This is a genomic window from Paenibacillus sp. SYP-B3998, from assembly GCF_010820665.1.
GTDB lineage: Bacteria > Bacillota > Bacilli > Paenibacillales > NBRC-103111 > Paenibacillus_E.
In genome coordinates, this window is sequence record NZ_JAAIKC010000005.1 from 65,291 (window position 1) to 85,467 (window position 20,177).

General features: G+C 41.6%; 15 protein-coding genes and 1 pseudogene. 10 read left to right on the forward strand and 6 right to left on the reverse strand.

The features are described from left to right. Positions 1-100 precede the first annotated feature (100 nt). The 5 genes from GK047_RS15015 to GK047_RS15035 all read left to right on the forward strand — a co-directional run bounded on the left by GK047_RS15015 (position 101) and on the right by GK047_RS15035 (position 7,316). The gene (locus GK047_RS15015; protein WP_163948095.1) at positions 101-1,039 is read left to right on the forward strand and encodes a VanZ family protein; all 939 of its coding nucleotides are present in this window, start codon (positions 101-103) and stop codon (positions 1,037-1,039) included. Between the two features lie 24 nt (positions 1,040-1,063). Then, positions 1,064-1,747: an ABC transporter ATP-binding protein gene (locus tag GK047_RS15020; protein ID WP_163948099.1), complete on the forward strand. Its 684-nt coding sequence runs from the start codon at positions 1,064-1,066 to the stop codon at positions 1,745-1,747. Continuing rightward, entirely contained in the window at positions 1,744-4,332 is a 2,589-nt protein-coding gene (locus GK047_RS15025; protein ID WP_163948104.1) for an ABC transporter permease, read from the forward strand. Before GK047_RS15020 ends, GK047_RS15025 begins: the two co-directional genes overlap by 4 nt. A 294-nt stretch (positions 4,333-4,626) precedes the next feature. Continuing rightward, a complete protein-coding gene (locus GK047_RS15030) occupies positions 4,627-5,535 on the forward strand; it encodes a helix-turn-helix transcriptional regulator (RefSeq protein ID WP_163948106.1) in 909 nt (302 codons plus the stop codon). 89 nt (positions 5,536-5,624) lie between these two features. Next, positions 5,625-7,316: an alpha-amylase family glycosyl hydrolase gene (locus GK047_RS15035; protein ID WP_163948109.1), complete on the forward strand. Its 1,692-nt coding sequence runs from the start codon at positions 5,625-5,627 to the stop codon at positions 7,314-7,316. Positions 7,317-7,542: 226 nt separating this feature from the next. Here GK047_RS15035 and GK047_RS15040 read toward each other — a convergent pair whose 3' ends face one another. Both GK047_RS15040 and GK047_RS15045 read right to left on the reverse strand, forming a co-directional pair. After that, positions 7,543-7,944, reverse strand: coding sequence for a RidA family protein (locus tag GK047_RS15040; RefSeq protein WP_163948112.1), 402 nt, complete (start codon positions 7,942-7,944; stop codon positions 7,543-7,545). 579 nt (positions 7,945-8,523) lie between these two features. Beyond that, on the reverse strand, positions 8,524-9,012 hold the full coding sequence (locus GK047_RS15045; protein ID WP_163948115.1) for a stalk domain-containing protein: 489 nt from the start codon (positions 9,010-9,012) through the stop codon (positions 8,524-8,526). A gap of 1,138 nt (positions 9,013-10,150) precedes the next feature. On the opposite strand from GK047_RS15045, the gene GK047_RS15050 reads away from it, so the two are divergent. Next, complete coding sequence (locus tag GK047_RS15050; protein ID WP_163948118.1) at positions 10,151-10,663, forward strand: hypothetical protein; 513 nt, start codon at positions 10,151-10,153, stop codon at positions 10,661-10,663. A 30-nt stretch (positions 10,664-10,693) separates the two neighbouring features. Here GK047_RS15050 and GK047_RS15055 read toward each other — a convergent pair whose 3' ends face one another. Both GK047_RS15055 and GK047_RS15060 read right to left on the reverse strand, forming a co-directional pair. Beyond that, positions 10,694-11,413, reverse strand: a complete 720-nt coding sequence (locus GK047_RS15055) for a glycosyltransferase family 2 protein (RefSeq protein WP_163948121.1) — start codon at positions 11,411-11,413, stop codon at positions 10,694-10,696. Further along, positions 11,413-12,150, reverse strand: coding sequence for a glycosyltransferase family 2 protein (locus GK047_RS15060; RefSeq protein ID WP_163948124.1), 738 nt, complete (start codon positions 12,148-12,150; stop codon positions 11,413-11,415). Before GK047_RS15060 ends, GK047_RS15055 begins: the two co-directional genes overlap by 1 nt. A 358-nt stretch (positions 12,151-12,508) precedes the next feature. On the opposite strand from GK047_RS15060, the gene GK047_RS15065 reads away from it, so the two are divergent. Then, entirely contained in the window at positions 12,509-15,631 is a 3,123-nt protein-coding gene (locus GK047_RS15065) for a S8 family peptidase (RefSeq protein WP_163948126.1), read from the forward strand. Positions 15,632-16,007: 376 nt separating this feature from the next. On the opposite strand, the gene GK047_RS15070 is transcribed toward GK047_RS15065, so the two are convergent. Further along, on the reverse strand, positions 16,008-17,654 hold the full coding sequence (locus GK047_RS15070) for a glycoside hydrolase family 19 protein (protein WP_163948129.1): 1,647 nt from the start codon (positions 17,652-17,654) through the stop codon (positions 16,008-16,010). 206 nt (positions 17,655-17,860) lie between these two features. Here GK047_RS15070 and GK047_RS15075 point away from each other — a divergent pair, with 206 nt between their 5' ends. After that, the gene (locus GK047_RS15075; protein ID WP_205516802.1) at positions 17,861-18,070 is read left to right on the forward strand and encodes a hypothetical protein; all 210 of its coding nucleotides are present in this window, start codon (positions 17,861-17,863) and stop codon (positions 18,068-18,070) included. A 34-nt stretch (positions 18,071-18,104) separates the two neighbouring features. Then, positions 18,105-18,347: pseudogene (locus GK047_RS15080) on the forward strand (MerR family transcriptional regulator); the annotation flags it as partial. A gap of 121 nt (positions 18,348-18,468) precedes the next feature. On the opposite strand, the gene GK047_RS15085 reads toward GK047_RS15080, so the two are convergent. Further along, the gene (locus GK047_RS15085; protein WP_163948133.1) at positions 18,469-19,035 is read right to left on the reverse strand and encodes a beta-class carbonic anhydrase; all 567 of its coding nucleotides are present in this window, start codon (positions 19,033-19,035) and stop codon (positions 18,469-18,471) included. Between the two features lie 196 nt (positions 19,036-19,231). On the opposite strand from GK047_RS15085, the gene GK047_RS15090 reads away from it, so the two are divergent. Next, positions 19,232-20,116, forward strand: a complete 885-nt coding sequence (locus GK047_RS15090) for an NAD-dependent epimerase/dehydratase family protein (RefSeq protein ID WP_163948135.1) — start codon at positions 19,232-19,234, stop codon at positions 20,114-20,116. Positions 20,117-20,177: the final 61 nt, after the last annotated feature.

Consider the following 20,177-nt stretch of genomic DNA (forward strand, 5'->3'; position numbering starts at 1 on the left):
GGCACGCCGTAAGTGACTGAATTGTCACCTCCATCGTCACTGAAAAGTCATTTTAGACAGATAAAATGATATTCATCAGCTAAGCGATGGAGGTAAGACAATGCAATTGAAACAACACCGAAAGATGATTTTGGCTATAACCATATCTTATACCCTTTTGATTCTTTATTTTTTGTTTTTCGCTTTCGGCAGAGTAGGTACGGTAGATCAAATCACCGAGTACACCTTTATTTTTTTGCCGGACGGTTTCTTTAGGCTGCCGGGTCTATCCGATCTTCTACATCCTACGCTGATGGACTTTGTGGGTTTCGGGAACATCGCAGCCTTCATCCCTTTTGGCATCTTGATTCCGTTGTTATATCGGACCAACTTTATTCGATTCATGACATGGTTCATCCTATCCATTCTCGTGCTGGAGACGATTCAAGCACTAACTTTCCTCGGAAGCTTCGACATGAACGACGTTATACAGAACGCATCGGGCGCAGCCATCGGATTCGGGGCGTATAAGCTTGGCTTTCGTATGAAAAACGACTGGATAAATATGGCTTCTATGGGCATTTACAGTGTTGTCCTGATGCTTGGGGTATGGGGGGGCTTCGGGCTGGTTGACCAAGCGTTCACCAAAGAAATCGGCCCCTTTGTGGCGATCAACGAATTGAAAGATAGTAACGGGAATCCATCGACGGGTGCCAAACGGTACAGTCTCAAGATTGGCGGTCAAAACGTAGAACCCAAATATAATGCGTATAGCGTCGAAGGCAAAAATAAGGAAACGTACACGTATACGCTAGGCAATAAGGAGGAGATGTATCTCTCCTTGAATTATGGAATTCCCGATCAAAAGGATTTCTATGGCAGCATCAGGGTTGCCGTCGATGGACATGAGTTCCTGTCCGTATCTGCAGAAGCGCAACGTCATGAGCCAGATAAGTCCGAAATTTTTCTCCCGCAGGCTAATGAGCTTATGATCACCTTGGAGGGAAATGAAACCCTATGGGATGTTGGATTTCGAGAGAGGGTCTATAAATGGAATTGAGCATCAAGGAAAGGAGGTATGGCCATGGATATTTTAAAAATCGAGCATCTGTCTAAAATATACGGCAAAGGCGAATCGGCAGTGAAGGCGCTTGATGATGTTTCTTTCTCGGTTCAAAAAGGCGAATTTGTTGCGATTATCGGCCCGTCCGGATCGGGGAAATCGACGCTCCTCCATATGTTGGGCGGCGTGGATCGGCCGACTGGCGGTAAAGTTTATGTTGAGGATACGGATATGTATGCCTTGAACGAAACGCAGCTGGCCATCTTCAGGCGCAGGCAAATCGGCCTGATCTACCAGTTCTTCAATCTGATTCCCGTCCTGACGGTAGAGGAGAATATGACGCTGCCGCTCTTGCTGGATAACCAAAAAGTAGATCAAAAGCAGTTGGATAGTCTTGTAAATACGCTGAATTTGCAGCATCGATTAAATCATCTGCCGAATCAGCTATCCGGCGGACAACAGCAACGGGTCTCGATCGGCAGAGCACTCATCGGCAATCCTGCGATCATGCTGGCCGACGAGCCGACCGGAAATCTGGACAGCAAGAATAGCAGCGAGATCGTCGACTTATTAAAAATGTTGAATAAAACCTATCAGCAGACGCTGATTGTTATTACGCACGACGAACGAATCGCCTTGCAAGCCGACAGGATTATTTCGATTGTAGACGGGAGGATTGCCAAAGACGAGGTGATCCGACGATGAACATTGTTAACACGCTAACCATCCGGCATCTGAAGCAGAACAAGAGACGAACGCTCGTAACCATCATCGGCGTCATCATTTCGGTTGCCATGGTGACCGCCGTCGCTACGCTTGTGTTTTCCTTTTCGGATTTATTGATCAGGCAAGCTATCGCGGATACAGGGGAGTGGCATGTCCAATATCAAGATGTCACCAAAGAACAGCTTGCGGCGATACAGGGCGATGACGCAACCAAAACCGTCGCGATGGCAAGAGATCTTGGGTTTGTCCCACTAGAAGGGGGGCAAAATCCCAATAAGCCGTACTTGTTCATCAAGGCATATGACGCGCAAGGTTTCGCGCAATTTCAGGTTGAACTAAGCAAGGGACGTCTTCCGCTTACGGACAAGGAAGTCGTTATCTCCGAACCCGTTGCAATGAACGCCAAAGTAAAGTTCGAAATCGGCGATCGTCTAACCCTTCGCGTCGGCGAACGATTCGAACAAGGGGGCGATCATCCCCTGGATCAGACCGAACCGCTGCGTAGGGAAGACGGCACAGTGAAGGAAACGTTGCAGCATATCAAGACAAGGGAGTATACGGTGGTAGGCTTCATTAAGCGTCCCTTAGGGGAAACGGCCTGGTCCCCGGGGTATACGATCCTTAGCTATGTCGATGAAAATATCATCGGGGTAAACGATCGAGTCGCTGCGTCAGTGGTGTTACAGCGTGTCAATCCGTTCTTGTTCGCTCATGCGGAGGATTTGGCTGAGAAAAACCATATTGAGTCCGTCCAATATAATAACAGTTTGCTTCGTTATTACGGCTTGTCCAAAAGCAGTGCCTCGTCCAGCATGATGTTCTTCTTATCGGCGATCATTATGGCGATCATTATGATCGGATCGGTGTCGCTGATCTATAATGCTTTTGCGATATCCGTCTCAGAACGTTCCCGCCATTTAGGGATGCTCGCGAGCGTGGGGGCTACGAAAAGGCAGAAGAGAAATTCAGTGCTTTTTGAAGGAGTCGTCATTGGCTTGATCAGCATTCCCGTTGGCATCCTATGCGGTCTTGCCGGGATGGGGGTCACCTTTTGGTTCATGAATTCCATGATTCAAGGGGCATTATGGACCAATGAAAAGTTGACGCTTATCGTCACGCCGTTATCGCTCTTGATTACTTGTGTTGTATCGCTGTTGACGATTTTCATTTCGTCGTATCTCCCGGCGATCAGGGCATCCAAGGTATCCGCGATAGACGCGATTCGCCAGATTACCGACGTCAAGCTTACGGCCAAAGCCGTGAAAACGTCGAAGTTCATTCGCAAGTTCTTCGGGATTGAAGCGGAGATCGGGCTGAAAAACTTAAAAAGGAACAAACGGAGATATCATGCCATCGTATTTTCGCTCGTCATCAGCATTGTTTTGTTTTTGACGGTATCATTTTTTACGGCCGGCATGACACAATCCCTGGAACTATCGCGGGAAGGCATCAATTATGATATTGAAGTGTTGCACGGCAACGGAAAAAGCATAGACGACCGGTTGATACAATCGATTGTATCCCTGGATGGCGTCACGGAATATAACGTGATTCGTGAGATGTTTGGGAACGCTTGGGTCGATGCAGCGATCATCGCCGATGAATTGCAAGCGAAGGTGAAGAAAGACAAGAGCTTACTGCAAGACGGCAAATACCCTTACGATATTAAGATTCATGCATTGGACGATTCGAACCTGCAAGCCTATGCCAGAGCGGTCGGCGCAGATTACGCGCAGCTTACGGATCCGGATCATCCCGCCGCGATCGTGATGGATAGGATCCATTACAAAGATATGGATACGGGGAAATACGTCCAGACGAAGGCCATCTATACGAATGTCGGCCAACGTATCGAGTTAACGAACTCCTATAAAGAAAATGGGGAAGAAACGAAGGCAAACGAAGTGACCGTTGCCGCGCTAACGGATCAAGCACCGATGGGGATGAGCCCGACAGGCGTAGGCGGGTTAAATATGATCGTGTCGGAACGCGTCATGAATCGATTGGCAGACGATGATCTTGGTAATGTTCAGATGTACCTCCATTTGAAAAGCACGGAACCGCTGCGAACGCAGCAGGAAATCGAAGAGATGCATGAGACCAATCTGAATGTCTTCAATGTATATCAATCCAGAAAAAGCGAAGAACAACAGATTCTATTGATGTCCGTCTTCTCTTATGGATTTATCGTATTGATTTCGGCGATTTCCATTGCGAACATTTTTAATACGATCTCGACGGGCTTATCCCTTCGCAAACGAGAATTTGCAATGCTGAAATCCGTAGGCATGACGCCAAAAGGCTTTACGAAAATGATGAACTACGAAAGTATTTTTTATGGGGTCAAATCGCTGGTGTTCGGGCTTCCCGTCAGTTTCGTCGTGATGTATCTGATCTATAGGGCATTTGCGAACAAATTTAGCTACGGGTTCACCCTCCCTTGGATGAGCATTCTTTCGGTCATTGTCGCCGTATTTGTCATTGTCGGTTCCGCCATGTTATATTCCGGCGCGAAAGTAAAAAAGGAAAACATTATCGATGCATTAAAGCAAGAGAATATATGATAGGCCATCGCCCCTGACTTGGTTGAAGTCAGGGCTTGCTTCGTTTAGGGGGCTCAACGAGCCGCACCCCATCTATTGCACACGTTAAAGAAAAAGAGATTCAGGCTAAAGGGATCTTCGGGTAGTTTTCGCCGATAGCCCCGTTTCTGGGCGCGGGAAATTGCTACCGAAGCGACGCTGGGTAAGGTTACTTTAAGGTGAATAGACGAATTCGTTTATGTGCTTAGTTATTTGCCAGACTGTTCATACGTCATTTAAACTGTGAATTAACCCTGCTCTGGAGGTAACTGTCTTATGGAATTATTTAAAGAGCCAATTTTTTATAACGACCCGCTACTTCGTATTCAAGTGCTTAGCTTTCACAGTATGATAATATGTCAGCATGGGTGGCATTTCCATCCACAGCTAGAGATTATTGCTGTACGATCTGGAAGATTGGAAATCCACACACCAGCTGAAGTTTATCACTTACGAGCGGGGGATGTGTTAATTTTGGGTTCTTGCCAACCCCATCTTGATCTGAGAAAACAAAACGAAGTGGTTGATTATGTTGTGCTCCATTTCGAGATGGAGGCATTCTTAGATTCCAACATGCTTCCTTTCCTTTATTTGTTTCAGGAATCATTGCTCCCTTTAGTAAGGTTAAACACATTGTTTAGGGAGAATTCGGAATTGCGGCAACAATTCTACAGCACAGTAATAGAATTGCAACAGGAACATGAACAGATGCAAAGAGGCTATGAGATGGCCATTAACTATTTGGTAAAGAAATGTCTTTTTTTATTATTACGTCATGACAATGAGGGATTGTTAGAACACAACCGATCGATGAACTATGCCAAGCTAAAGTTAGTTTTCGATTATGTGGAAGCTCATTTATCCGATAAAATAACTGTCGAACAGGCTTGTCTTCTCGTCAGTTTCAGCTATACCTATTTCCTTAAATATTTTAAACAGACCCTGGGCATTACTTTCACTGACTATGTCATTCATCGCAGAATCAAATATGCAGAACGCCTGCTTCTGACCGAAGATCTCAGCATTGCTCAGATTGCTGAGCAGGTCGGCTTGCCGAACATATCACACTTCTACAAGTTGTTTAAACGAGTCCATCATTGTTCCCCTAAAAGCTTTAAAGACACCATCATAGCCAGAGCGAACGAAACCATTCATGGTATGGGGCGGATGATCACAACAGAATAGCATCATTATGGAGTGGTATCGGATATTGGAAGCCTGTTTCAATACAGATATGATATAAGAAGAGAATAAATAATCTTTGAGGTGACTTCATGTTGACTAAATTTCCAACAAAGGGATCTAAGGGCGTACGATTTGTTTATTATACGGATACTCCTGTTGATAGCGTTACTCTAGCAGGGACCTTTAATAATTGGAATGGCGATAGAAACTACATGAACAGAATGGAAGATGCGACAGGCTGGGAGATTGAATTACCTATTCTTAAGGGAAGACATCTCTATAAATTTGTGGTGAATGGGGAAGCGTGGATTTTAGACCCGTTGAATCCGAGTGTATCGGAAGATGGGCAGAATAACTCTGCGATTACGGTAACTGAACATGGTGATGTACTGATCAGAACAAATGAGATTTCAAAAAATCACCCGGGATACATGTATGAGAACTTTACAGCCTTTTCTAGTCCTGAATGGATTAAAAAATCGGTCATTTATGAGCTTCATCTCCGCGCGTACACAGAAACCGGTTTCCGAGGACTGGCTGATAAGATAGACTATTTTAAAAAATTGGGAATCAATACGCTGTGGCTAATGCCGTTTAACGAAGTGGGACATGAACGCAGAATAGGTAAATACGGTGACCCCTATGCGGTAAAAGATTTTTATTCGGTAGATCCAGAATTCGGAACCAAAGATGATTTATTGTTATTTATGCGCAAAGCTCATGCGAACGGGATCAGGGTCATTTTGGATTGGGTCTTGAACCGCACTAGTAGGGATCATATTCTGACAGGAAGTCATCCGGAATATTTTACACATAATGAACAATATGAGATCTACTATGATGTGCCTCATCGCGAATATTTTGCCGGTTTGCAATTTAGCAGCCGCGACATGAGGAAATATGTAATTGAGGCTATGAAATACTGGATTACCGAGTTTGATTTTGACGGAATTCGATTGGATGATTCGGATATTACTCCCTATGATTTCCTCACTGAGATCAAGCAAGCCCTGCAGGAAGTAAAAGCTGATCTCATCCTGATCTCTCAGTCATACGATGAATATCATCATATTGAAGCCTGTGATTTGACCTACAACGGGAATCCTCGAATTCTTATTCGTCAGATGATCGATAGAACGATTACACAGACTGATTTTATAACGATTTACAACTCTTACAAGTACAGCTTTCCTAAAAATTCTCTGAGGATGAATTGGCTTGAGGAGAAAGAACAGTCCAGAGTCTGGGAGTATTTGGGTGTGGAGCATGCAGGACCTGCTGCTTCGATCTTACTGACGCTCGAAGGCGTTCCTCTCATCATGATGGGACAGGAATTTAATGAGAATACGATGGAAACATGGACGTCCTTATTCGATGAGTATAAACTCAACTGGGATTCATTTGATACAAGGATGTTCGAGCATTATAAAGTCCTGATCCATCTTCGAACAAATCAGCCGGCATTTTGGGCGGGCGAATTAGAGTTCATACGTAACTCGGAGAAAATGGTGTTATCCTACATAAGGCAGCACAAAGGCATCAAGTTTTTAATTATCGTTAATTTGTCAGAGGATCCTGTGCTCGTTCTGTTTGATAAGGAAACCTTAGCAGACGAATTTATCAAAGATAGGAGAAATATGCTCTATCGCACTGGAAGGGACGATCTTCACACCGAGAAAGATTCTTCAGCATTATGGGCGAATAGCTATGAAACAATAATATATAAAATGGATGAATGCATGGAAGAGGGGGCCTCCGTACAGACGTTAGGGGTTTTATGACCAGTAGTAAACGGTACTGAATTATTGAGAAGAAAATAACGGTTTTAATTGTTAGACTGCTGCAAAAATATGTTCAGATTAAGATAAATAATAGAAAAACGAGCCTCTAGAATCGCTTCTAAGGCTCGTTTTGCGTAGAGGGAATCATATTGCCCCCCTAAATTCTATGGTTTTTCCAAAAACACTACTTTTGCAGGGCTCTTTACTTAGCCCTTTTTTTAAGGTTTTAACCTGCAGCCCAAACATCTAATTCAATTTTTAATTCAGGTAAACCTAATCCTTTAATATAAGCAATCGTCATTGAAGGAGGTGTGGTACCGAATACTTTATTCCAAATTTCATAGAAATGATCCCAATCAATTGCTTCTGTGGCCCAAATGTTGATTTTAATTACATGATCAGGAGTCAACTTTTGAGAAGAAAGGATTTCAACAATATTGCTCATTGTATTTGTTACTTGTTGATTAAAATCTGTGGGGATATTATTGTTTTGATCTATACCAATCTGACCAGAAAATACATACATTTCAGCATTTCTACTTATTTTCGTTACATGACTATAGTTACCAACAGGTTTCGCAATATTTTCTGGATTATATCTTTTAATTACATTATTATTTAAGTTCATTATTTGTAAAGTCTCCTTTTAAATAGAAAATACATAACTATGGATATGTTATATATTTCCACTGTTTTTTAATTTCTTTTAATTTTTGACAGAACTATCCTGTCAATAATCAATTCTAGAAAAAAACAGCAGTAGAATACCCAATACCAAAAGACAAATATTTAATCGATTTCTTTTTCACCAGGTATTCCCTCCTTAATATTTAAAAGTAATATAACTTACATCAGGATAATAACATTAACCCAAGAAAAATAATAGCAGAACCTACCTAATAGTTTGGAGTATTATGGTTGCTGCACAGAACCTCTAGAACAGCTAGGGAAATAAAGTGACCTTATTCGCCGTTCGGGTAGATAGGGTCATTTTTATTATGTTTCCCTGACAGCGTTTTGCTTTATAACGGCTACGGCAGCTTACAAAGCATTGGGCATAAGTGACAATATATTTTACCGTAGGGTAAAGGAACTGGAGAAGTCAGTAATTGGTCTTTGATTATCTCCAATTAGTTGCTATTCAAGGCAAAAATGAAAAGAGGATGCAGAAAATCAAAATCATGTATCCTCTTTTCATCAATAAAATTCAATTAGGTGGTCTGTTTCCCGAATCGAGCCAACCATTAAAATAACCCACGTGTAACGTAGTAGAGGCATAATTCATGAAATCGCCATCACCTAATAATTCAAAATTATGGGTTCCTGCGTCAAAACTATCGTTAAAGGTAACAAATCCTGTTTGTTCGCCTTTGCTGTTTAAAAATACTAAATTAGCCCCGATCTGAGCATTTCTTGGGATTTTAAAGACTCCAGCAACTTTCGTTTGGGCTCCCTCTTTAGTTAGGATTAAGCTACCTACTTGCATATTATCTTTTGCCAGTGGGTTAGGATCGACAATATCTAGTTGCCCTTGTTTAACGATAACCTCCTTTGAATCTCCATTATATGCAATGCTTGCCCCTAAACTTTCAGCAACGAATCGAATAGGTACATTGTATTCGACTAAAATCCCAGCTTTATAACGATCGCGATTGTAAGGATTAAGGAAAAGGGTAATAATGGAAGGGTTGGACATCTCTCGCTATGTAATTTAGTGTAATGCTAAATTTTCTTGTTGTAGGATTTTGTGCTTTACGGTGTATCGTCATAATTTGAAGGTCCGAAGGGGAAAGAATTAAACCGCCTGAGACTACAATAGTAGATTGAAGAACTTTGAGAATTGTCCCGTCCTCAATAAATCCAAATGGATTGATTAGAGTAGTTAATTTAGCTCCTTTTAATTGAGTCAAGCGCTGTTGTAACGTAAGAGGAGTTTGCCGAACCCCAGATAGTGCCTTTAGGTTATAAATGAGCAACTTTGTTCCTTCCCCCTTTTGATTGGTTTTTCAATATATGTTGAATAATCGGGGAATGCTTGGGTTATTACAAATGTGGAAAGCAGATCTTATGATTTTTCGTCGTTAGAGTAAAGCTTAATTAAAGGAGAAGAGATACAATGACATCAAATCGAGCAAGAGAACTATTTTTAAATACTATAATTATTTCATTTTTCGTAAGTGTAATAGTTTCTGTCGTTGCCGCTACGATAGATTATCGAACTTCTCTCCATAAGGATATGGGACAGTGGTTCTTTTATTTCCTTTACACTCTAATGATTGCTTACATCTTCAACCTTATTGTAGGTCTAATCAATTACTGGACAGAAAATATGACAAGCACCCTTTTACTAAAGATATTGGTATTCAATTTAATAGGAGCCGTTATCGTTGGATTAATATATTTATTTTTTGATAATTTTGCTTTTTATTTCTTATTCTTATCCTTTCCACTTTTTTCAGTGTTGAAACTTTTATTTAAAGCATCGTTTAAAAGGTGAAAATAGGGTTGTGGTTCCTCTTAACACGAAAAATTTGATCACGACGGGTTAAATAGTCTTTGACTCAACAGCGGTGATCACAGATCGGGAAGACAGAAGATAAACAGAAAAGCCTTCAAGTGTCAGGGGATGGAGAGTTTCCCTGTTACTTGAAGGCTTGTTTTTGGTTATAGGGGTCGCGCCAACATTTTAACGAAAATATACGCTAAGCCTTCAAGCACGACCGGCTTGGCGTTTTTGTTTACTTTAAGGGCAACTTTCCTAACTTCGTCACCTACGATGAAACAAATCCAGAGAGTTGAGCGTCTAAATAGTAAGCCCTTCGAAAGGAGATCCTATGAAGCGATATATCTTTGTCTTTCTAATTGTGTTGGCCAGCGCAACGGGTTGCGAGGGGAAGGAATCTCCTCCAGCGAATAGTCCCGTCGTCTCGGTACTGCCGAGTACAGACGCCCATTCTTTTAAGCCGTATACCGATCATGTGCCTCCGAACCTAGAAGTGATGGGTTTAGAGGAGCGTAAAACATTATCGCTGTTGGGCCAAGAACTGGTAGCTCTACTGGATGATTATGTGCACGTGTTTAACAACCGCATTCCGCAAAAGGACGGAGATAAGTTCGAGGCAGTGGATACGGCGGGCTCCGTGCGGCATACGGAGGGAGAAACATTAAAGCTGAAGGCCACGGATCAGATTCGGGCGGATGGTCCCGTAGTCATCATTGTTGCTTATGCGGAATTACGCCATCAAGCGAGCGATCCGAATCCATTTTGGAGTGGAAAGCAACAATTCCGGTTTCAAATTGTAGATGAGAAGTTGAAGTTGGGGTACTGGAACGAATCAGCCCCATAGTCCTCTTTAGTGGCATTAGTAATAAAAAACTCAGTTTCTGCACACAAATCTTCGTATGTTCTTAACTTTCAGCACTTTAACATTTCTTGATAAAAGATGTTTATCGCTTACGATCCAAGTATGATCTTTAGAATTCCTCCTGCGAATCACAAGGAAGTTATATTTATTTCCTGAATAAATCTTAAAACCTTTTGCTAGGCTGTCGGAACAGAACTTTACACATTCCCCCCGATTCTGATTCGGAAAACCAACCTGACTAAACACATGTCGCTTCACGAGAAGGGTCGCTCCTTGAATAAGGGAAACATATTGATTAGCTAGCTTATAGTAACGAAGCAAGAGTAGATTTTTACCATTCAAATACATATAATGGGCTCTTTTCCCTACAATATCAGCGTTTGTCTTTAACATGATTCGCCTACTATCAGTTAAATAGTTGGGAGCATAATAATCGTCATCATCAAATTTAGCGATCAGGCTGTATTTCGATAATTTAACACCAAAGTTAAGGCAATAACCAAGCGATTTATGCTCCAGAAGGCTATATATGCGTACGTTCTTATATTGCTTTGCAGTCTTTATATACTCGTTTACCTTTAGGTTGTTATTATTTAATATGACAATAAGCTCTTTATTCCTATAATTTTGTCTGCTGTAGTTTTGAAAAAGGGTGTCCATGCACTGTCGCCGTTTGGTACAAGTAATTATGGAAATAGCATTTTTATTACGAGAAATATCTGGAGTTGCCATCACAGAACGCCCTTTGGCTTTCTTTGTACAAATTTTTTGTAATTCTTAACATTTGGGATTGTTTTATGATGAGCTATTAGTTCATTATCGCTGATGATCCATGTATGGTTGAATGAGTTTTTTCTACGTATTGCGACGAAATTATTTTTTCCTGCAGAATAGACTTTGTATCCCTTCTTTTTGCTTCTTATGCAAAATAGATCATCTTCACCAACGTTTTGATCAGGGAACTGAACTTTGTTCAATACGTCGCGTTTAATAACGAGTGTAGCTCCTGGAATCTTGGTTACGGGTCGATTTTCATCATGTGCGAAACGAAGTATAAGAGTCTTTGACCCACGTAAGTACATATAATGTGCTCGCTTTCCTATGATATCGGCATTTGTTTTTTGAAATGCCAGCAAGCTGCTAGTCAAATAATAGGGAGCGTAATAATCATCATCATCGAACTTAGCAATATAACTGTATTTGGTTTTCTTGACTGCGTAGTTTAAACAAGCGCCGAGAGAGGAATGTCCTGGAACGCGGTAAATGTGTATATTTTGAAGCTTTTTGGCTAATTGTTGATAAGGCGCAAGAGGTATCTTATTGTTGTTAACAATAATGATTAGTTCTTTCGTTGGATGGTATTGTCTATTGTAATTATTAAATAGATTTTTTAAATAGCTTTGGCGATTCGTGCAAGTAATAACGGAAACTCCCTGCTTTTTGATAGATTTCCTTGAGCCGTCATTCATTACTTCACTCCCCCTATCTGTGATGATTAATAATCCTCACTTTACTATATGTATACAGCTAGTAAGAGTAACGGCATATCAATAAAATAGAGAATAAGCACAAAACTTGGTGATATAGACAGTTTGGAGATCGCTTGCTCATTTGAGTTGGTAGGGACATGAGTGGGATGAGGGAATAAAGTCAGGTCACGATAGATATGTTCATATAAACAACTAAGGAGCTGCCATCTGTGCAGCTTCTTTTTATATCTTCATAAGCAAATCTATCTATCAGTACTATGAACTTTATATACGACAAAATATTAAATATCTGATATATTCAAAGGTATAAAATAACTATTTTGGGGGATTGAGGACCATGACGGGCAGTTTATTTAAAAGACTGATTTTAATTATTACTTTTAGTCTTATTATTTCAACGGTTTTACCATTAAGCTCTTCGAAAGTGAAAGCAAATTCGGTTTCGCAAGAAGTATCACAAACAAGTATTGATGTTGTTCCTGGACAGATTCTTGTAAAATACAAGCATTCCCCAGCTATAAGTAGCTCTTCATTCGGAGCTAAATCTATTTCTCCACAAATAAGTAACTTGAAGTTTCCGGAAGATACTAATATATCCGATAAAATTGAAGAGTTACAAAAAGATCCTAACGTTGAATATGCAGAGCCTGTCTATAAATTTTATTTAAACAAAGCTCCCCAATCTGGTACCGTTACTCAATCGATATATTTTGATAGAAATAACATGGGCTATATGGAGAATTGGGGTAAGACGGTAACCGAGCTTACTTATGCCTCCAATAATACCCCTCAACAACTAAGTTCCCAAGTCGTTGTTGCTGTATTGGATACAGGTATTGATTTAACACACATGGATCTAAAAAATTCTATCTTACAAGGGTATGACTTTATTAACAACAATAATACCCCCCAGGATGATAATGGCCATGGAACACACGTTTCTGGAATTATAGCCGCAAAAGCTCATGATAATTCTGGATTTACTGGAGTTGCCCCAGGAACTAAAATTATGCCCATCAAGGTTTTAGATCAGAATGGCGTAGGTACAACTGTATCCATGATAGCAGGTATTCAGTATGCTATTGACCATAAAGCTAATATTATTAATTTAAGTCTGGGTACCAGTGGAAATAGTAAAGTTTTACATGACCTTATAAAACAAGCCGTAAATAGTAATATTTTAGTTGTAGCTGCTACCGGTAATGAAAGCAGCAATTGGATTAATAACGAATCGGGACAACTTGATAATTCTCAAACGGATACAAGACGGAAAGCATCTAAAACTAACTATCCAGCATTGTATGATGAAGTAATTAGTGTTGGAGCTATAGAGCAATTAGATGATACAAGCTTAACTGTGGCTGATTTTTCAAATACATTAAAGGTTGATGTGGTTGCACCGGGTGTTAATATTTATAGTACCTATTTAAAAGGAGAGTATCGTGTTTATTCGGGTAGTTCACAAGCCACTCCATTTGTATCGGGACTTGCTGCCCTCATTAAAGCGAATAATCCTAGGATATCAGTTGCGAATTTAACTTCGCTCATTGAAAATACGGCTACTCCAATGCCTAATCTTAATTTGCCGTTTGATAATGTAGATCGCTACGGAAATAATTTCTTAGGAAATAAAGACTTTTACGGTCATGGGCTTATCAACGGAAAGATACCTTTTACACTCCCTAGGTTAGAAATCGTTCCTATCTTTGGAACGGATAATACGGTCACATTAAACGTATACGATAAAGATATTCATGGAGATAAAACAGATTTAAACTTTTACGTAAGTCTATATAATTTCTCAAGTGCTGAGGATTCAATTTATAGAAATGCAATTCTTTCTAGTGATTTAAATGTTAATGGAAGTCTTGTGCATGTAGTTGATGGGAAAGGATCTATTAGTTTTCATTTGTCAGCTTCTACACCTGATGCTTATCATTACATTTTTTATGTCGATGATGACAGCTATCGAGAACATATACGTTCAAATTCAATAGACCTTGTTCAAAAACCAAGTATGCCGCAGGTTGATCGTAATAGTGGTCTTTATCATGATAATATTAAGGTTGCATTAAGCAGTGCGCCGGGTTCAGAAATCGGCTATGCGTTACTTAATAACGATAATGATAGTGCAATCAAAAATTATACAGGCCCGATAACAATTAATAAAAATAGTACACTTGTTGCATTTTCCCTAAAAAACCATGTATACAGTGATACTGCTATATATACTTACACGTTTGCGCCACCAACAAATCCTCCTGTTGCTGGAGGGGGATTTGCTGGTGGTGGTGGCGGCGGAGGAGGCAGTAGCCAATTACCTCCGACCTTGAATGCGGATGGGAAAATGACTTATGATCTACAACCTGGCTATGTTGATTTATTGATAGCTATCAATTCAGATTCAAATGAAGTAATTCTAGATGCAAGGACAAAAGAAAAAATAGATATTCTTACAGTACAATTTGGCGCTGATATTATTCAGAAAGCTACGAAACGCAATAAGTCGATTATCATTAGGTCTAATGAAGCGACGTTAACAATTCAGCCGAATACGTTTAATGTCGAGAATGAAGCCAGTAAGATTCGATTCAAAGTATCTTACGGATCTGTGCCATCAATCCCTAATTTCAAGGCGGTTTCATCTATTTATGATTTTTCCTTAACAGAAGGTGAGAGTCAAATAGCGAAATTTAAGGCTCCAATCCAGGTTACCTTTGCCTATGATACGACCAAGGTACAAAACCCTAATAACCTTGGCGTGTATGTTCTCGATGAACAATCGGGTGCCTGGAACAGTGTGGGTGGTACGTTAGACGGCACTGGCCAAATAACAGCCTCGTTACCACACTTCTCCAAATACGCAGTTTTGGAGAAAACTTCAACAGATGATAAAGGACCCGTGACATTTACGGATATTCAGAGTCATTGGGCACAGAAGGAAATTGAGCAACTGGCCAGGAAGCAAATTATTGATGGCATGGATGACGCATCTTTTAAACCAGATTCTAATATGACAAGAGCACAGTTCGTAATGTTACTCTCAAAGGCATTGAAATTACAAAGTCATGGCAGTGCTCTAACTTTTGCTGACGTAGCTAGTGATTCATGGTATAAAGAATCAGTTTATGCGGCATATGAAGCGAATATAGTGAATGGTGTAAGTGATCATAATTTTGCTCCCACTGCTACAATTACAAGGGAGCAAATGGCCGTCATGTTGGTAAATGCTTACTTATACACAATGGGCGAAAAGCTCGAACAAATAGCAATTACACAAGAAGTTAAATATTCCGATGAGGGCAGTATCAGCGACTGGGCTAGATCTTATGTGAGGATAGCATCTGGATTGGGTCTACTAAATGGATCTAACGAAGGGGATTTTTCACCTGGGAAAGATACCTCAAGAGCCGAATCTGCCGTTGTTATCTACAGATTGTTAAATAAAATAAATAGATAAGCTCTTAAGGGGTCTGAGTTGTTTTAGCAAAGTATCTATGAAAGACAATAATCTAAATGCTAATAATAATTTCCTTTTAAGTTAACGGCAAATGATAGTTAAGGAGCAGCCAGCCTCGGCAGTTCCTTAACTATTTTTGCTATTATGACATGCAAGACACCAAGCCAAATCACAGGAGGATTTTATTATGAAGGTGAAGAAAAACAGCTACGCGTTTTTAGGCTCATAGCTTTCGATAGTAAAGATAATTATCGATAACATAACGGTACGAGTGACATACAAAAAGGCTAACCCAAAACGTCTCCCTCAAGCACCGAACTGCAAGTGCTTGAGGGGGACGCATATAGGTCAGCCTCTTTTACAGCTGTGGTTCGTTCTAGAACGGACTCATGCCGAGTGTATTCACTTTTTCGCCCATAATATTAACCCCCATCCTGGTTGTAATGTCACGATAATGACCGACACGGCGGCCGACTCGTTCATCAGTTTCGTCTTTATTGCCTTCAAAGTTCCCATTGATGATCATAATGGTAATGCCAAAACCCGCAGGAGTTAACCCTTTGGAGATGTCTGCTGCCGAAGGGGTCCAATCGCCAACTATTACATCGTGAGCCGATGGTTTCGGCGGTTGTGGTGTCATCCAGAACAGGATAGCTGTCATAAAGCCCAGTTTACCATCGTTCACAATAAGCTCTGGTTGCTGGAGCAGTGTATTTTGATTTCCATAGATAATTCCGCTAATTAATCCATAATTATAGTTCCAACTTAATTGAATCGGGCCGCGTCCATGATAGGATTTGCCCGGAACAGGTGGGAAGTCAGCATGAGATTGAACGTAACCAATGTTGGTGGAATTGATGTATGCTACTTCCTCATTCCAAAATAAGCCCCAACGGAGCGTGCCGCCAGGCGCGGTCGCCCAACCTCCGCCCGTTTCGTGCGCAATATTGGCGAGGAAAGCAGCCAGTTCGCGCTTGCGGTTTACAGATGAGCCTTCTTTAATAAATGAACCAAAATCAACTGTTTTGGAGATGATCGGGACCGTCAAGTTCCAAGAAGCGTTAAAGTCGGCATTTTGGTAGATGAGTGTTTCTGTCTTCGTTGTCTTGTTCAATCGGTATACGCGATTGTTCCATGTAGCTCCCTGCCGGTATTCGAGCTTGTACTTGATGTTCGCCACGTCGGTCACGGCTGCGATCAGGTTATCATACGAATAATAGTCTACTTGTCCTGGTTTGTAATACGGCTTTCCTGCGGCAAACGTATGCCACTCCGTCGAGCCGATGCGTAGCGGGAACAGCGCTTCATATTCTGTCTTCGGTAGGGCGCTCTGCACGGCTGAGACTGCATTGGCTGGCGAATATTGCGGATCTATACCACCCCATAGCGATGTAATTTGCGCATCGGTCAGTATGCGGCTTTGGCCGGCGTTTAATTCGCCTAGAGACGTTTTTACGTTAATGCTTAAACTTGCCGTTGTGTTATTTGAGCTATCTTTTGACTTTACGTAATAGGTGTATTGGGTATCCTGCTGCAAGCCAGTGTCGGTGTAAGTCAGCGTGGAAGCGTTTACCGAGGAACCGACTAACGTGCCGCCGCGGTAAATATCATATCCCGTCACAGCAATGTTGTCTGTTGCGGCATTCCAAGTCAATGTGATCGTGTTAGCTGTTTGCCCCGTCGATGCAAGATTTGTCGGAGCTGTAGGAGGGATAGTATCTGTACCGCCCCCCGTATCCGGACCAAGTAACAGCCACGGTGAGCTTGATGGAACACCCGCACCCGGTACATCGCCTTGCGTCCACCATTTGGCCTTGTACACATTGTTGGCATAGCTGACCTCATTGCCACCTACGTATACTTGAGTAGACACCCAAGGCGAGGCGGTTAATGAAGCTTGCTGCTGTACCGCATTCGCGGAAACTGACTTTGTAATCGCTTCCAATGGTGCGAATACGATTAATGCGGATAGTACAGCGATGCTTACACGGATTAGCTTGTTGCTTTTCAGCTTACGTTTCATAGTGATCCTCCTATACTAGTGAATTAACTTCACTTTCAAGTATAGGAGACTCTAAATCTATTTTCTATAGTCAGCAATAACTAAATTTTCTTAATTTTGCATAATTTGTCACATGTAGTTATGTGATGTTGTTGTTTATCTCATGGAAACTTTAGAACTGCTGGAGCACTTGTATGGACTTGTTGTGATACTATGATGAGATCGAATTGCAGAGCTTCACGGATATCGCGCTGATATCCCCATCGCTTTTTGCTAAGCATATTGACCCCGTGCATAATATCGATATTACAAGATCCTATGTAAAAGCCTTCTTCGATCAATATTTAAAAGGCGAACAGCAGGCGCTTCTGAATGGTCCGTCACCAAAATATCCTGAAGTAAAGTTTGACGAGGGATATACGAAAAAGAGAAATTAATTTGTATAGAGCGTTAAAGGGTAGGGGAACAGGCATGGAAGGAATGACACGCGGTGAACTGGCAAAGCGAACTGGGTTAAGCATGGCCACCCTCCGCTACTACGAGGAGAGCGGCATTCTGCCTGCTCCCCACCGGGTAGCGAATGGGTACCGGATATATACGAATGACTATTTGGTGAAGATTAAGTTCATCAAAGATGCCAAATCGTTAGGTTACTCGCTAAAGGAAATCCAAGAAGTGCTGCGAATGCTCAGTCAAGAGATGGCGACATCCACAACTATTTGCGATCGTTTCATACTTCCAATAAGTAATTAGTTCAGGGATGCCATTCATTTTAAGAGAAGTATCAAAGAACAATTCATTATCTTTGATACTTCTTTTTTTTGCCTTTATCTTATCAACCTTCTCTATAGTCCTCAACAATGACCTCTATGGCCCCTGTCTTAGGGTCCATTACAAATCCATGAACGGGAATTGCCCTGGGAAAAAGGGGGTGATTGCGGATCATTTTGACGCTGTGCATTACGCCTTCCTCCGCGCGGTCAAAGCCTCGTAAAAACTTGTCCATACGAATACCCGAATTTTCAAGCGTCTCTATAACTAGTGGATCGATACCGTGTTCGGCGAATTTAGTAACCATTCTCTTCGGGTCTATCTCTGTCATGCCGCAGCCGTGATGACCGATAACGATGACTTCGCGTGCCCCCAGTTCATACACGGCTACTAAAATGCTGCGCATAGCGCTGCCGAAAGGCTGGGTTAAAATGGCGCCCGCATTTTTAATGAACTTTGCATCTCCATTTTTAAAGCCTAGTGCCTTCGGGAGCAGTTCACTGAGTCGTGTGTCCATGCAAGTCAGGACAGCTACCTTTTTATCCGGATATTTGTCAGTTAAATAATCTTCATACCGCTTTTCTTTAACGAATTTTCTATTGAAGTCCAATAAGCTAGGGACGATTGACATAAAGTGACCTCCTTACATGATATGGGCTTTATCCACAGGTTGGACAGAAAGAGTGGAGAATATGACCAGCCGCACGGCTTAGCTGCGGTTCTTTGTTAAGATTAGCATCAAATCTGTATGGATAGCAAAAGTTCATATAACGATCAGGAGTAGGGGCAAGATTTATGGTAAAATTTTAATATTAGGGGGTGTTATTATGAAAAAGGTGCTTATTCTGGGTGGTACAAGATTTTTTGGCAAAAGGTTAGTGGAGCAGCTGATCAGCGAGCAGGTGGACATAACCATCGTAACGCGGGGGTACACTTCCGATTCGTTCGGAAGCTCAGTAAAGCGGCTGCAGGTCGATCGTACGGATCCAATTGCTCTACGCAATGCACTAGGTTCCTCAACATTTGATCTTGTTTATGACAACATTTGTTTCACCCCGCAAGAGGCAGAGGATGCAGTGGAGTTGCTTGCGGGGCGTGTAGGGAAATACATCGTGACTTCATCACTTAGTGTTTATCCTTTCGGAGAGCCTCGAAAAAAAGAGAGCGATGTTGACTCATACAGGTACCCTCTTCCGGTATCTTATCCGCCAAAGGAAGATTATGCAGAGGGGAAACGGTTAGTCGAAGCGGTATTGTTTCAAAAAGCGCCATTTAAGGTAGCGGCTGTACGTTTTCCAATCGTTTTGGGACTCGATGATTACACACGGCGTCTACATTTTCACGTTGAACATATCCAACAAGGGCTACCGCTTGGAATACCGAATCTGACCGCGCCAATGTCGTTCATCCGTTCGGATGAAGCGGCCTCTTTTCTCGCCTGGCTTGGCAGTTCCAATCTGGAAGGACCGGTCAATGCTTGTTCTCAGGGAGAAGTATCAATTGGACAAATCGTTTCTCTAATCTCGCAGGCCACTGGCAGACAGGCGAATGTTTTTAGCGAGACTGAAGAGGTACATATGTCGCCTTTTGGTATTCCCGAGTCATGGTATATGGATACGACAAAAGCCCAAGCAGCCGGATATTCATTCCAGAAGTTGGGCGATTGGCTACCCGAATTGATCCGAGAAATCGTTGTCAGCCAAACCAGATGACTTTTCGGACAGGCGCTATACATGTGGGTTGTTGCTGAGGATTAAGATAACTCAGGCTGTG

Excerpts from the sequence above, each read along its gene's own strand:
- GK047_RS15015 (WP_163948095.1), top strand. The coding sequence starts at position 101 with ATGCAATTGAAACAACACCGAAAGATGATTTTGGCTATAACCATATCT.
- GK047_RS15020 (WP_163948099.1), top strand. The coding sequence starts at position 1,064 with ATGGATATTTTAAAAATCGAGCATCTGTCTAAAATATACGGCAAAGGC.
- GK047_RS15025 (WP_163948104.1), top strand. The coding sequence starts at position 1,744 with ATGAACATTGTTAACACGCTAACCATCCGGCATCTGAAGCAGAACAAG.
- GK047_RS15030 (WP_163948106.1), top strand. The coding sequence starts at position 4,627 with ATGGAATTATTTAAAGAGCCAATTTTTTATAACGACCCGCTACTTCGT.
- GK047_RS15035 (WP_163948109.1), top strand. The coding sequence starts at position 5,625 with ATGTTGACTAAATTTCCAACAAAGGGATCTAAGGGCGTACGATTTGTT.
- GK047_RS15040 (WP_163948112.1), bottom strand. The coding sequence starts at position 7,944 with ATGAACTTAAATAATAATGTAATTAAAAGATATAATCCAGAAAATATT.
- GK047_RS15045 (WP_163948115.1), bottom strand. The coding sequence starts at position 9,012 with ATGTCCAACCCTTCCATTATTACCCTTTTCCTTAATCCTTACAATCGC.
- GK047_RS15050 (WP_163948118.1), top strand. The coding sequence starts at position 10,151 with ATGAAGCGATATATCTTTGTCTTTCTAATTGTGTTGGCCAGCGCAACG.
- GK047_RS15055 (WP_163948121.1), bottom strand. The coding sequence starts at position 11,413 with ATGGCAACTCCAGATATTTCTCGTAATAAAAATGCTATTTCCATAATT.
- GK047_RS15060 (WP_163948124.1), bottom strand. The coding sequence starts at position 12,150 with ATGAATGACGGCTCAAGGAAATCTATCAAAAAGCAGGGAGTTTCCGTT.
- GK047_RS15065 (WP_163948126.1), top strand. The coding sequence starts at position 12,509 with ATGACGGGCAGTTTATTTAAAAGACTGATTTTAATTATTACTTTTAGT.
- GK047_RS15070 (WP_163948129.1), bottom strand. The coding sequence starts at position 17,654 with ATGAAACGTAAGCTGAAAAGCAACAAGCTAATCCGTGTAAGCATCGCT.
- GK047_RS15085 (WP_163948133.1), bottom strand. The coding sequence starts at position 19,035 with ATGTCAATCGTCCCTAGCTTATTGGACTTCAATAGAAAATTCGTTAAA.
- GK047_RS15090 (WP_163948135.1), top strand. The coding sequence starts at position 19,232 with ATGAAAAAGGTGCTTATTCTGGGTGGTACAAGATTTTTTGGCAAAAGG.